At 45.4% G+C, this 13,751-nt stretch carries 12 protein-coding genes and 1 pseudogene; 7 read left to right on the top strand and 6 right to left on the bottom strand.

What is annotated here, in order from left to right:
- Positions 1-352: 352 nt before the first annotated feature.
- Positions 353-1,204 (bottom strand): DUF5803 family protein, encoded by an 852-nt coding sequence (locus ACZ5QV_RS05820; RefSeq protein WP_464601640.1) that lies wholly within the window; start codon positions 1,202-1,204, stop codon positions 353-355.
- A gap of 201 nt (positions 1,205-1,405) precedes the next feature.
- On the bottom strand, positions 1,406-1,660 hold the full coding sequence (locus ACZ5QV_RS05825; protein WP_464601641.1) for a hypothetical protein: 255 nt from the start codon (positions 1,658-1,660) through the stop codon (positions 1,406-1,408).
- Positions 1,661-2,374: 714 nt separating this feature from the next.
- On the opposite strand from ACZ5QV_RS05825, the gene ACZ5QV_RS05830 reads away from it, so the two are divergent.
- The 3 genes from ACZ5QV_RS05830 to iscB all read left to right on the top strand — a co-directional run bounded on the left by ACZ5QV_RS05830 (position 2,375) and on the right by iscB (position 4,675).
- The gene (locus ACZ5QV_RS05830) at positions 2,375-2,662 is read left to right on the top strand and encodes a signal recognition particle protein Srp19 (RefSeq protein ID WP_464602040.1); all 288 of its coding nucleotides are present in this window, start codon (positions 2,375-2,377) and stop codon (positions 2,660-2,662) included.
- A gap of 166 nt (positions 2,663-2,828) precedes the next feature.
- Positions 2,829-3,110, top strand: a complete 282-nt coding sequence (locus ACZ5QV_RS05835) for a hypothetical protein (protein ID WP_464601642.1) — start codon at positions 2,829-2,831, stop codon at positions 3,108-3,110.
- Between the two features lie 344 nt (positions 3,111-3,454).
- On the top strand, positions 3,455-4,675 hold the full coding sequence (gene iscB / locus ACZ5QV_RS05840) for an RNA-guided endonuclease IscB (protein ID WP_464601643.1): 1,221 nt from the start codon (positions 3,455-3,457) through the stop codon (positions 4,673-4,675).
- Positions 4,676-4,850: 175 nt separating this feature from the next.
- On the opposite strand, the pseudogene ACZ5QV_RS05845 reads toward iscB, so the two are convergent.
- The 3 genes and pseudogenes from ACZ5QV_RS05845 to ACZ5QV_RS05855 form a co-directional block, all read right to left on the bottom strand.
- Positions 4,851-5,177 (bottom strand): annotated as a pseudogene (locus ACZ5QV_RS05845) (ribonuclease P protein component 4); the annotation flags it as partial.
- A gap of 48 nt (positions 5,178-5,225) precedes the next feature.
- Complete coding sequence (locus tag ACZ5QV_RS05850) at positions 5,226-5,885, bottom strand: MBL fold metallo-hydrolase (RefSeq protein ID WP_464601644.1); 660 nt, start codon at positions 5,883-5,885, stop codon at positions 5,226-5,228.
- A gap of 63 nt (positions 5,886-5,948) precedes the next feature.
- Positions 5,949-6,092, bottom strand: coding sequence for a helix-turn-helix domain-containing protein (locus tag ACZ5QV_RS05855; protein ID WP_464601645.1), 144 nt, complete (start codon positions 6,090-6,092; stop codon positions 5,949-5,951).
- A 172-nt stretch (positions 6,093-6,264) separates the two neighbouring features.
- Here ACZ5QV_RS05855 and tnpC point away from each other — a divergent pair, with 172 nt between their 5' ends.
- From tnpC to ACZ5QV_RS05875, 4 genes are all read left to right on the top strand, one after another.
- Positions 6,265-7,737, top strand: a complete 1,473-nt coding sequence (gene tnpC, locus ACZ5QV_RS05860) for an IS66 family transposase (protein WP_464599339.1) — start codon at positions 6,265-6,267, stop codon at positions 7,735-7,737.
- A 256-nt stretch (positions 7,738-7,993) separates the two neighbouring features.
- Entirely contained in the window at positions 7,994-10,345 is a 2,352-nt protein-coding gene (locus ACZ5QV_RS05865) for a hydrophobe/amphiphile efflux-3 (HAE3) family transporter (protein ID WP_464601646.1), read from the top strand.
- On the top strand, positions 10,345-11,490 hold the full coding sequence (locus ACZ5QV_RS05870) for a COG1361 S-layer family protein (RefSeq protein WP_464601647.1): 1,146 nt from the start codon (positions 10,345-10,347) through the stop codon (positions 11,488-11,490). The genes ACZ5QV_RS05865 and ACZ5QV_RS05870 overlap by 1 nt, the downstream gene beginning before the upstream one ends.
- On the top strand, positions 11,483-12,544 hold the full coding sequence (locus ACZ5QV_RS05875) for a COG1361 S-layer family protein (RefSeq protein WP_464601648.1): 1,062 nt from the start codon (positions 11,483-11,485) through the stop codon (positions 12,542-12,544). Before ACZ5QV_RS05870 ends, ACZ5QV_RS05875 begins: the two co-directional genes overlap by 8 nt.
- A gap of 197 nt (positions 12,545-12,741) precedes the next feature.
- Here ACZ5QV_RS05875 and ACZ5QV_RS05880 read toward each other — a convergent pair whose 3' ends face one another.
- On the bottom strand, positions 12,742-13,308 hold the full coding sequence (locus ACZ5QV_RS05880) for a TOBE domain-containing protein (RefSeq protein ID WP_464601649.1): 567 nt from the start codon (positions 13,306-13,308) through the stop codon (positions 12,742-12,744).
- Between the last annotated feature and the right edge of the window lie 443 nt (positions 13,309-13,751).

Below are 13,751 nucleotides of genomic sequence, written 5' to 3' on the forward strand. Positions count from 1 at the left end.
AGAAGCTGTCCGACAATTCAATTTCAAGGCAAAAACAGGTAAAAAAAAAGGCATATAAAGCCTTTAAATCGAAAAAAACGGAATTCCGATATTACTGATAGTAATTGTCGGACAGCCTGTAAAGCCCTGAGGCTTTCTGCTGCGTTCCTGTAATCCGACTTCTTTTTTCGTTTTTTGTGGGTGAAAAACTTTGATAGTCAGGCTCAAACAACAGTTTTTCAATACATGAAGGGCCGACTCATATTTTCTATTATTATAGGCCAGGCCATATATAGTTTTTACACATTGCATTTCTTATAGGCTTTACTATATACTGGTGGGCCTCGGGATGTGAGAATTTTTGAGCATAAATTCATTTCTTTCGCTTTTCCTGGCTTTTCATATATTCTTTTTCAAGTTCAAAGATCTCTCTGGACTTTCTGAGTTCTTTTTTGCTCCGGGAATAGTAGGTAAGGATCAGCAACATGCCAAAGAAGAGGGCAACAAAGGCCGCAAAAAACAATTTCGTGGCGGACGTCTTATAGTATTTCACCTGGATGAGCTCCTCTTTTTTCAGGTCCCTCCAGAAAACTACCTGTCTGCCTTTGGAATCGTGACTCAAAGAAAATGAGTCAGGCCTGGGAATCCCGAATAAACGGTTGCCTGTGACATAAACTTCCGGGAGGACCACCCTTACGAACTTTGAAGGAGGATTGGGAGTTATGAAATTCTGGCTGGTCGGGAGTTTCATGGTGTATGCGAGATAACCGGTTACAGGTTCATTGAAGACCACCCTTACGAACTTCTGGTTCTGTTTTGTTTCCTTCAGGAGAGTATAATTTACGTCCGAAACCTCGCTCAGGTTAGAAAACTCTCCAAAGGTCTCGACACTTACAGCCGTCCGGTTTGCAGGCCCCACAAGCAAGACCAGGTTTTCAATGAGTTTCTCGGTGGGACCGCCCCCGAGGTTCTCCATAGGAATGATCTCAAATTCACTGCTGTTTATAAGCTGGCTGACGACCCGGATCTGCTTTTCCTTTTCCAGGAGGTAGTAAGTTGTGACGTTTGCGGGCACATTGTGGGAATCAGGGTCCAGAAAAAGCCCGAACTCATACTCTGAAACATTAACGGTTTCATTCAGGACAAGCTCCTCGGTTTCTTCCATGCAGCCCCCCGCAAAGACTGCAAGCAGGAGACACAATACAAATATGGCTTTCTTTTTCATAAATCCGAACACCTTTTCCTCTGCGACGCAAAAACCGACATGTTCAGCCGGCACGACCCTATACCGTTGTCAACCTGAGGTAATCATAATTTCCCGAAAGGAAACACTGTCCTTTTTGATGACTCTGGCCTTTAGACTATACACACCTTTATTAATAAATTTCCCGCAAAATATTCTTCAGTCTCTGAAATTACCACTATATTACTCTCCAGCCCCGCCGGAATTAAGGCCTCTTTCCACCATGGCCCAATCAATCATTTTTATGTACTTTGCCTGAAGCTTTGAGACATAGAGGATATTTCCCTCGATCAGGACCTTCAGGTCCGAAGGTTTCGGGGAAGCGGCCCCAAGAGGAAGCAGCACCGGTCCCGCCGGAGATGTCGAAAGCCTGAAGTCCTGCCCGCTTTTCCGGATGTATGCTCTGACCTTTTCGTCTATTGCGAATCCCTGAATCATATAAGACACCTTCAGAGAGATAGTCTAAAAAATATATATAACTGCATGTTGTGGCCTGGAACATGGATGAAACGGAAATCCCAAACTGCGAGAATTACAATTCTCTGAGATAATTCAGAAAATTGAGTGAATTCAGAAAATTGAGTAAATTCAGAAAATTGAGTAAATTCAGAAAATTGAGTAAATTCAGAAAAAAGAAGAGGGCATAAGCCCTCACTTCCGGGGCAGTTGTGAACTACCCCTTCCTGCCTCCTTCGGAGTCGTGTTAAACCATAGGTTTAACAGGAGTTTCTAATTTTCAATTAGAAACATCGAGGAAGGGACTTCTTTCGAGTGTTCGAGTCACACAGGCATTGGCTCTAAGAGCTCAATACTCATCATCAAGCCTTTTTGTCGAAGATTACCGGAAAACACCGATAGCCCGTCCACAAGGCATTCTGGTATAGAAAACCTGCGTTTTCAAAATACCAAATAATACAAATTTCATCAATTCGTATTTGTTTATTACCTGTAATACAGGTTAAGAATTCGAGGAAGGAGTCTTCTGCGACACGAGATAAAACTCAGTACATATAATAGATATGGTGGTGAAATGTGGTGAAATGTGGACTACTTTCATCCCCCACCTGCCAGCCTACGGCTGTCGATGAAGGGTATTTTCCTCCTTAAGAGTTAAATTCCATGAAAACAATCTAAAAGTCAGATACCATGATGATGAAAGATAAGGGTAAACTTGTAATCTGGCCCACCTATATCGACCAGACAAGGTCCAGAAGCGAAGGCCGGATTGTCTCAAAGAAAAATTCCATAAAAGAACCAAAACTGCAAGAAATTAATAAAGTGGCCAAGGAACTGGGGCTTAACCCGGAAGTCGAAGCCGAAAAAGCTTATCCCAGGTTCTGGTGGGAGGTCAGCGGAAGGGTGCTTGTGGACGATAAGGGCCCGAAGTCCGTTATCGCAAAACAGATAGCTTCCGGTATAAAAAAGATGCGTTCAAGCTAAAAATAGCTTTTTTTCAGGACAGGGGTGGGGGTCTCCCCTCCATCCCGCCGGTCTGATAACCTATCAGTATTTTCAAAATGGACCTGCTTCCACATTAAAAATATATAATAAAAGGCAATATATTAAAAACAACATTTATAAGTACGCAGTAGAAAAAGAGGCAAACATGTCCAAAAACAAAAGAATACTCCCTGTTATAAACCGGCCCTCCTCAAAAAACCTGAACCCTACCCTTAAACAGGCGTCTAAAAATCCGAACCATGAAATCCAGCTCGGCTGTGGCTGCGGGTCCGCTTCCTGTGACGGTTGTGCGGGATCTCTCGGAGTAATAGCCGGATCCGAAAAAGAAGTCGTGTACCGTAAAGTTATAGTATTCTTCACGGTAGCAGCCGTGATAATCCTGGGGACCCTGGCAACAAAATGGATTTTAACAACGCTTTTAGGCTAAAATTAATATAATTCAGCTAAGAGCCGTCAATTACCCCTCCCTAAAATCTTAGCCTTCAGGCCAAGATTTTAGAGTAAGAGGCTTGTTTTGGCAAGTCCCTGGTTGACCAGATCGCCAGTAAGGAGCTTTGTAATACTGGCAGCCGATACGAAAGAATATTATAGTTACCCTGGAATGCCACCTCAGTTTCAGGCTCTAAGGATGCTGGTTAAACAGTCCTGAGAGGTAGGGACAGTGCTTGCATCATACAAACCTTTCAGTATCAGATCGAGAGGAAGTCGGATTTGGTGGGTTGACTCCATAGCCCCCAATACGCATAACTCCAAAAAATGGAGGTAAACTCTATGCTAGTTTACATAAAAAACCAGAACGGAAAACCACTAATGCCCTGTAAACCTTCAAAGGCCAGAAAACTTTTGAGGGAAGGTAAGGCAAAGGTTTTGAGAACTACACCATTTACGATTAAAATGCTTTTCGGAAGTAGTGGGTACACTCAGCCCGTGATAGCAGGCATAGACTCAGGCTCGAAAGTTGTTGGCTGTGCGGCTATTGCTAACGGAAAAGTACTCTATCAGTCAGAAATTCAATTAAGGCAAGATGTTTCTAAAAAGATGGATCAACGGAGGATGTACCGAAGAAACCGGAGAGGCCGGAAAACCCGGTACAGGCCCGCAAGGTTCAATAACAGAGCAGCTTCGAAGAGAGAAGGAAGGCTAGCCCCTTCAATCAGGAGTAAATTGGAATCTCACATCAGAGAAAAAAACTTTGTGGAATCCATCTTACCGGTTACAAAGTGGAAGGTCGAAACGGCTTCCTTTGACATTCACAAAATAACGAATCCGGAAGTTTCAGGTATTGAGTATCAAGAAGGTCCACTAAAGAATTTCTACAACGCCAGGGCTTTCGTACTGGATCGGGACGGGTACACATGCCAGCACTGCAAAGGTAAATCAAAGGATAAGCATTTACAGTGTCACCACATTATTTTCAGGACAAATGGAGGCCCTGACACTCCGGAAAACCTTATTACTTTATGCAAAACCTGTCACAAGGCCCTCCATGCAGGAGAGTTTGAGTTAAAGAAAAGAAGCTCAAAAACCAAACATGCAACCCACATGGGTATTATCAAAAGCCAGCTTAAAAAGTCAGATTGGGAGTTTGAGGAAAATTTTGGTTTTGAGACCAAGTTTAAGAGAGAACAGTTTTTAAAACTTCCAAAAACCCACTATAATGATGCTGTTGCTATCTGCTGCGAGGATGGGCAAACGGTAAAGCTGGATAATACGGTTTACTACAAAAAACACATCCCTGGAGGCGATTACCAGCAAACAAGGGGTAAGCGATCAGAGAAAAAAATCCCTACTGGAAAAGTGTTTGGCCTTAGGAAGTTCGATCTTGTAATAACAGAAAAAGGGACCGGTTTTATCAGGGGCAAAAGATCAACTGGATATTTCACGTTGTGTGATATTTTCGGTAACATGATAACTACAAGTGTCAATATTAAGAAAAACTGCATCAGATTAAGAGCAAGCAGTACAACTTTAATTCAGGCTGTGAATGTTTGAACGCATTCCTCCCCCACCTGCCAGTTTCGCCAAAGCCGGAACTGTCGAGGAAGGGGACCCCCCTGCTGCCTGAGCTGAAATAATACATTTAGTCATCCGCTTATCTTTTTTGAGTAGAAGGGGCCTCCACACCTTTCTCCTTTCCTTTTAAAACCCGCTCGTCGGATTTTTTAGCTTTAATAGGTTTGAAAGGGTAACGCATCTCCTTTCCGCAAGTTTCACAGGAGATTATGAGAATCCCGTCCTTTAACCTGTAACGGGCGTTCTTGCCCGGGACCAGGAAAGCGTAGCAGTGCTTGCAGATCCTTCTTTTGATATATCCAGGGGCCCTTATCCTGTTTCGCATGGAGATTCCGCGGATAAGCTGGACATAGCGCTTGCTTCGTTCGGGGTGCTCTCCAAACTCCTGTTCCGCCAGTTCGAAGAGGCGCCACATGCGCTGTGTTGCGAGTTCTCGCATCAGATTTTTCTGTTTTTTCTTTTTCCGGATGGCTCTTGACATCTGACCAGTCCTGTATTTTGCCTGTAAAGGGAACTTTCCTGAAAGAGGTCAGGAATCAAGTATAATCACTTCAATATCCGGGTTCTTGCTGTGGACAAGGGTTTTAAACCTTTTGGGATCCGCCGAGCCTTCAAGACTTCCGTAGTGCATGGGAATCACAACCTTCGGAGCGAGGACCCCGGCCGCAAGGGCAGCTCTCTCCTCATTCATTGTATACGTGCCCCCTATAGGTAAAAGGGCCACGTCAACCCTGAGTCCCCGCATCTCAGGAATGAAATCCGTATCCCCCGCGTGGTAGATCCGAAGACCTCCGAGCTCCACGATATACCCGACAGCTGTTCCCTTCGGATGATCGGGATTTTCAGGGGAGTACGCTGGCACGACTTCGATCTTGACCCCCTTTATCTCAAGCCCGTCGGCCAGGACGTCCCCTTCGGCAATTCTCCGGGCGTCTCCCCGGAAGTTCAGGGAACATGCCTCGGGAATCAGGGTCGTCGAATCAGACCTCCGGACCATTCGGATATCCGCGGGACTGCAGTGGTCGGGGAGCTCATGGGTTATCAGAAGGATATCGGCCCTGTCATCGAAATCCGGTTCTTCCGGAAGACGGTAGGGGTCAATGTAGATTTTTATTCCATCTCCTTCCAGTAAAAAACCGGCATGACCCAGCCAGTGAATAGTTACATCGTCAATTGTTACACTCTTCATCTTACCTCAGCTATCAGATGCTTTTTCAGTATTGACCATCTGAGGGCTTTATCCCTTATGAAATTAAATAAACTCGTTTTTGATCTTTCCGATTACCAGTTTAGGATCAACCGCCTGGTAGTGGGAGGGAGAACACTGCCTGATTTCCACATAGCCTTTTTTTGCAAGAGTTTTCAGAATGTCGTAAATCCTGGCCCTTGGCCTCATTTTCAGTAAGCTCCAGCCTCACAAGGTTGCGGATAAGTTGAGGATTTAGCTCCGGATTTGTTACCCCTAAAGTAACAATAAACGTAACTATTCAGCCATACTTTGAACAAAGGCAATTTTTCCTCGTTTCGAGGAAAAATTGCATATAAAATAACTCTATCTCTTCAGTATCATGCTTACACGTGAAGAGATTCTTGAAATCTATGAAGAAGGCCCTGAAGCAGTCGTTGCTGTAATTCAGAGACTTGAGACTATCATAGAGAAACAGGCTTCTCAAATTGCTGAACTTGAGGAACGTGTAAGGGTTTTAGAGGCTCGTCTAAATCAAAACAGCCAAAACAGCAGTAAACCTCCTTCTACTGACGTTTTTGTGAATGAAAAACCTAAACCTAAGAGTAGCCGCACAAGAAGTGGGAAAAAACCTGGTGGTCAAAAAGGTCATTCTGGAAGTACTTTCGAAATGGTTGGGGATCCTGACCATATAATATTTCATTCCCCTCACTGCTGTGAAAATTGTGGTCATGATCTTGAAGATACTGAAGTTCGGGACTGTGAACGCAGGCAAGAAGCTGATATTCCTCCTGTGAACATCATATTTACCGAACATCGTGCTGAGTCCAAGAAATGCCCTCACTGTGGGAAAATAAACAAAGGTACTTTTCCAGACTCTATAAAATTCCCTATTCAATATGGACCTCGCCTTTTATCCTCTCTTGTATATTTAAGGAACTTTCAATTGATTCCTTATAAACGGATTTGTGATTTGTCAGAGGACTTTTATGGAATACGTATCAGCCCTGCTACCATAAAAAGAGCTGAAAAGGAATTATTCCAGAAATTGGAACCTTTCGAAAAAGCTGTTTTCGAACATCTACGGGTAGCCTATTCTGTACATTGTGATGAAACAGGAATGAGGGTTTTAGGGACAAAATGGTGGCTCCATGTTGTTTCAAACAGTCTGTGGACATACTATTTTGTACATCCAAAAAGAGGATCAGAGGCAATGAATGCTTTGGGTTTTCTTCCAGAATACAAGGGGGTAGTAGTTCATGATGGTTGGGCATCATACAACAAATATGGATGTGAACATGCTCTCTGCAATGCTCATCTTAAGAGGGACCTCACTGGAGTTGAAGAGAATTTTGAGCAGCAATGGGCTAAAAAAGTAAATGAACTTCTGAGTGAAGTAAAAAAATATACCGACGAATGCAGAGAAATGGAAATTCCAATAGATCCAATAAAAGTCAGGGCATTCGAGGAAATATACGATAAAATAATTAAAGAGGGAATTGAAGAAAATCCACCTCCTGACCTCTCAAAACAGGTTAAAAAAAGAGGAAGACCAGCACAAACAAAAGCAAAGAATCTCCTTGATAGGTTCATAAAATACAAGGATAGGATTCTGAAATTCCTCAATGACCTGAGAGTTCCATTTGATAATAATCAAGCAGAGCGAGACATCAGAATGATGAAGCTACAACAGAAGATTTCGGGAACTTTCCGAAGCATCGAAGGAGCGGTAGCTTTCTGCAGAATTCGGGGATACATATCCACTATTAGAAAGAATAGCTTGAATGTCATGGATGCTATTCGAGCGGCGCTCAATGGAGCGCCGCTATTATCCGATAGTTGCAACATTAGCTGAAACTATGCTTTTTTTATCAGTAGGCTGAATAGTTACCAATAAACTTAAATGTTTTCTATCTATATCGAAGTATAAGAACATTATCAAAGAATGATATATTTTAAACGAAAAAAGAAAGAAGGAAATATAAAAACAGAAATAAAAAACAGAAATAAAAAACAGAAATAAAAAACAGAAATAAAAGGCAACTTTACAGACTCGAGGTTTCAACCCCAAACCAGGGGCCGCTGGAAAAAAGACATGAAGGAAATATGCAATGAAAAATATTTTTGAAAAACTGGGAATTTTTATTCAGAACAACCGCCTTACCATACTTCTGGTATTTTTCATCTTCATCTTCGTAGCAATGCAGGGCGCCCAGAAGATCGAAATGGCCTCTGGAACCGAAACCTTTGTCGGAAAAGATTCTCAGCTGTACCAGAACTACGACCACTTATACAAGAACATCTTCCAGACCGAAGCCATTGTGGTGATGGTGGAGGGAAACGATGTAAAAACATCGGAGCTTATGAAAGCCGTGGAGCGGCTTGAACAGCAGCTAGATTCCACGGAAGGGGTTATCGAAACCACAAACCCGGCTTCCATTATAAAGAACATAAACTACCAGACGAGCGGCAGGTATAGAATCCCTGACACGGACGAGGGAGTCAGAGCAATAATCGACGCCAACCCGGACGCTTTCGGGGCCCTCATGCCGGACGAGACGCACATGTTCGTCATGGCGGTAATAGCAGGCTCGACAACGGATGAAAAAAAGATAGATATCCTGCACGCAAGCGAAGAGGCCGTCACACTTTCAGCTTTTCCTCCCTCATACAACATCATAGTAACGGGCGACCCTGCCTTCGAGATTTCAATGAATAACGAAATGAACTCGAGTATGGGCCCTCTCCTCGGAATTTCCGCCATTTTTATGCTCATTGTGCTGAACCTGGTCTTCCGGCACGTCCGCTGGAAACTGCTCCCCCTCCCGGTTGTCCTCCTCGGACTAATCTATACCTTCGGAGCCATGGGTTTTCTGGAAATACCCCTCTCCATGGTATCCATGGCAGCTTTCCCGGTCCTGATAGGGCTGGGGATTGATTACGCCATACAGTTCCACAACAGGCTTGAAGAGGAACTGCAGAAAAACGGAAACCGGGGCCAGGCAGTCGTAAATACCGTAAAAAACACGGGTCCGGCTGTTATTGTCGCCCTCGGGATGACAGCCCTCGGTTTTGTGTCCCTTTTTACATCCACCGTACCCATGATCCAGGACTTCGGAAAACTCCTCCTGATCGGGATAATAATGTGTTACATCTCGGCCCTATTTGTCGGCGTTATCACCATAGCTCTTTTTGACCAGTTTTCGGATAAAAATCCGCTGACGAAGATGAAAAAGAGGCTGAGACCCATCGGGCTAAAAGCCGAAAAAGCCCCGGAAGGGAAAGAAAACGGCCAGAAAATCGAAAAGATGCTGGAGAAGCTCACAGACTTTACAATAAAATATAAAGTAGTTGTGCTCGGCATTGCGGGACTGCTCTGTATCGGAGGGATTTACGCCGACCAGTCCGTGGGAGTCCAGACCGACGTTCAGACCTTTGTCCCGCAGGACATGCCCACCCTTGTAGACCTGAAACACATGGATAGTATCATGGGGGGGGACGATGAACTCAACATCATCCTGAAGGTAAAGGACAGTGCTGACCCGGCAGTCCTGAAGTGGATAGACGAGTTTCAGGGGCATGAAATCAGCAACATAGGACACATCTACAGTTCATCAAGCATTGTTCCTCTCGTAAAGGAATTAAACGACGGGACAATCCCCGAAAGTTCACAGGAAATAGAGGCGATTTACGAAAAAATCCCGGCCTACAGGAAAGACAAGTACCTCTATGGCAAAAATATGCTCCTCCTGAACTTTAACATAGGAAACGCCGTGGCTGACATAAAGATAACAGGGATCGAAGAACTAACTGACATAGTAAGAGAAGATATCCGCTGGATGCAGGCCCCTCCAGGCACCACTGTCACGATTACGGGCAATAACGTGGTTTTCACAGAGGTCATCGGGGCCCTTACAAGCGGCCGGATAAAGATGACCTTCATCGGGCTTATCCTGGTCCTGGGAGGGCTTTTCGTAATTTACAGGGACTGGCTAAAAGCCCTTGCCCCTATCATCCCCATGTTCATAGTGATCGGCTGGTCCGGTGGAGTGATGCATTACCTGAACCTTGACTATAACCCCATGACCGCAACGCTTGGGGCCCTGATCCTCGGGGTCGGGTCCGAATACGCAATTCTCATGATGGAGCGTTACTTTGAAGAAAAAGAAGCGGGTGCAACCCCCCTCGAAGCCATCCACAAGGCAAGCACGAAAATCGGGACTGCAATTGTTGCCTCGGGGGCGACAACGGTCTTCGGTTTTTCAGCTCTGATGGCCTCCCCATTTGGCATTGTAAGCGACTTCGGAGTCGTGACGGTAATCGATGTCCTGCTTGCCCTGCTTGCCACCTTTATGGTATTCCCGCCCCTGATAGTTGTCCTGGACAGCTGGCGGGATAAAAGAAGAGGCATACAGGCCTTAGAAAAACAATCAAAAAAACATACTCAGGGGGCCGATATCTGATGAAAGAGCCCGGAAATCAAAAAGTACAGAAAATAATAAAAACCCTTGTTGCAGTCGCAGTTCTCCTTGCAGTCTTCTCCGTAACTGCATCTCCGACCCTTGCAGATGATGACGATGATGATGTGAATTTACTCATACTCGGCCACGAGTACACCGTAGATTATTACCGGAGTTACGGAGGACCTGAAATTCAGGCCTCCATTAGCGGAGACCCGGAATTCGAACGAGGCGAGCTTGCGGACCTTCAGGTAAAAATCGTAAACAAGGGTGTAATAGAAGGGTTCAAACGGTTGAATGTAAACCAGAGCCTCATTTCCGAATCATCGGAAGAACTCGTTGCCCTCGATGAAATGGAAGAAGAAAAAGACTGTACCATCGCCAGAGGTATCAAAGCAAGCCTGGTTTCGGAGAATGAATATATTGAGGTAGAAGCCACGACAAGTATCCGGAACCTTGAGGAGCTTGAAAGCGGACATACCGATACCCTAAGGTTTACGATCCGCATCGATGACGATATTCCGGCCGGGGATTACGAACTTAAACTTCCGTTGAGCTACGAATACCAGAGCAACGTCAAAACCGTAACCTCAAAAGCCATAAACCTTGGGCTTGCGGGCACGGACTTTACGAAGGAATACACAAAAAAAGAAACCGTACTTACTCTGCCCATCTCAATTAAAGAGGAGCCGATGTTTGAGGTTAGCAAAGTCTCCGGAAGCCTGCAGCAGGGAGAGACCACCGAGGTCCGGGTAAGCTACACAAACCTGGGGAAAACCTTTGCAGAAGACTCGATGGCCCGGATTATTGTGATGAGCCCCCTGAGCACTGGAAAATCAGTTATCAGGCTGGGGACAATCGGGCCCGGGGAGAGCAGGACCGCGACATTTAATATCTCGGCGGAAAGTGACGCAGTGGTGAAAAATTACGGAATTGACAGTGAAATAAGGTACATTGATGAAGACGGGGAAACAAAATTTTCCGAAAATTTAAAAGTGGGAACCCCCCTCGAACCTGCCGAAAAAAAGACAAGCGTGCTCGGTATATCGCTTATACTTATAATACTGATTGCTATTTACCAGACAGTAAACGTGTTCCGGAACAGGAAAAAATACAGTGATAATAAATTAGGTGATGATAATGAATAAAAAAGGAATTACCGCTGCGGTCACGGTTCTGCTCTTTCTGAGCCTTGCAGCCCTGCCCGTACAGGCAACTTTGCCCGATTACTTTGATTTTGGGGATAACTACTACACCGTATACGGAGGCCCGGACCTCAGTGCCACCCTGCTCGGAGATGACGAATTTTCCAGAGGGGACACGGTAACCTTAAAGATAGACGTGATGAACAAAGGCGTTATCACCGGTTTTGAATCTGAAACTGAAGTTGACAGCGGGGACGGAACCGCGGAAGCCGTACTTCAGTCTTCCGAAATGGGGTATGAATCCGAGGTTGTGACCGCAGTCGGAATTCTTGCCACCCTCACATCCGATGACCCCAATATAGAGGTAAAATCCGGAGCTCAGGAAGCAGGGACCCTGGAACAGGGAAAAGACACGAAAATTCCCCTGGAATTTACCATTGAAATTAATGAGGATGCTCCCGCGGACAGCTACCCCTTAACCCTTGACCTCACATACACATACCAGAACAACGTGCAGGTCAGCGGGGACGATTATGACAGTAGCACGGGCCTTGTAACAAATCAGGAAGTCGGGCTCTGGTACGAAAATAAGACCCAGACCCGGACCATAGAGGTCAGTGTCAAGAAAGAACCCTCCTTTGAGGTCACGGAAGTTAAGGGAGAACTCTACCCTGATACGGGCGGGATGCTCTACGTCACATTTAAGAATACCGGAGAAGACCCCGCAAGGGATGCGACCGTCAGGGTCAGCGCTGGCGATCCCTTCAGTACCACGGACGACCAGGCCTATCTCGGGACCCTGAACCCGGGAGAGAGTGCCGTTGCTGTCTTTGATATGGACGTGGACGAGGACGCAACCCCGAAGCTTTACTCCATAAACAGTGAAATCCTCTATGAGGACACGGACGGGCACGACCAGATCTCAGACAGCGTTAAAATCAATACGGAAGTCCTGCCCGCAGAAAAGAAATTGCCAGGGTACAGCGCGGTCACTGGAGTATCCTTCATGGTCCTTGCAGCCTGTCTGATGCTGTGGAGAAAGAAGAATCAGGCCTGAAGAAAAGTTAAGCAGGTCTGAATAAAAAAGGGACTAAAAACCCAAAAAAAGCAAAAGCAAAACGTGACCATTCAGTACATCCTGCCATCAGGAATGGATGAATGGTTACTATTACTTTTTTAATTCAGGGCTTTACAGCCTGGATGCTTGCTTACTTTTTTAATTCACTCGTCTGGGAGAAACTCGTGTAGAACAGCTTAAAGAGATTCTTTTTCTCCGGCTTCCTCAGATACGGCTTTTGCGATCATTACTTCCGTGGACTTGATTACGGCATAGACCCGGTCTCCGGGTTTTATATCGAGCTTATCCACTGCTTCTTCGGTGATGATGGAAGTCAGGACTGCGGGGTCGATTTCAATCGTGATTTTTGAGACCAGGTCTCCTTTCTTGACCTCGAGGACTTTGCCTGAGAGCCGGTTCCGGGCTGTTAGCTTGAATCCAATGTTTTCCCAGGCAGTCTCATCTCCTACGGCCTCATTTACAAGCTGCCTGCTCACCTCGTATTCCGCAAGGAGTTTTCGGCCCATATCCGTAAGAAAGGTCCCCTGGTTTTTTCCCCCTCGCACAGTCACAACGGCAGGCTCTTCCAGTCTTTCGTTCATCCTTTTCAGCATGAGCCAGGCATGTTTATAGGAAATGTCGAGCTTTTTGCAGGCTTTTCGAAGGGACCTTTCCTCGTCAATGGCTTTGAGCAAACTGGCTTTTCCGGCCCCCATAACGGGCTTGCCGTCTTCCGTAAACCAGAGCTTGGTTTTAGCTTTCAAGTGGATTCACCTTTATCCGGAAAATTTTGAAAAAAATAATGGAATGATTCAAATATAATATCAAGGATTTTTGTTACAAGAATTGATTATTTAGGGAAATGGGACTATACTCACCTAGTTTTATCGTTTGAAGTTCTCGATCAAAAATCACTAGCAAGAGGACTTTCAACCGCGGAAGACACGGAAGGACACGGAAACCGGCCTTCGGCACCCGAGTTCCGCTTCGGGATCACAGGAAATCGAAGATTTCCTGGGAGTTGCACTGCAAGTGCAACAGCACGGGGTCCTTTTCGGGAGCTACGCTCCCTCAAGAGGACGAAAAAATGCCAGCACAACCGTAATTATCGTCTTCCGGCCGTTCTTTTTCCGTGTGTTCCGTGTGTTCCGTGGTTTGAGTGCACACACCAAACGTCTCTACCAACAAAAACACAACCTGTATGAGT

This window comes from Methanosarcina baltica (genome assembly GCF_055394095.1).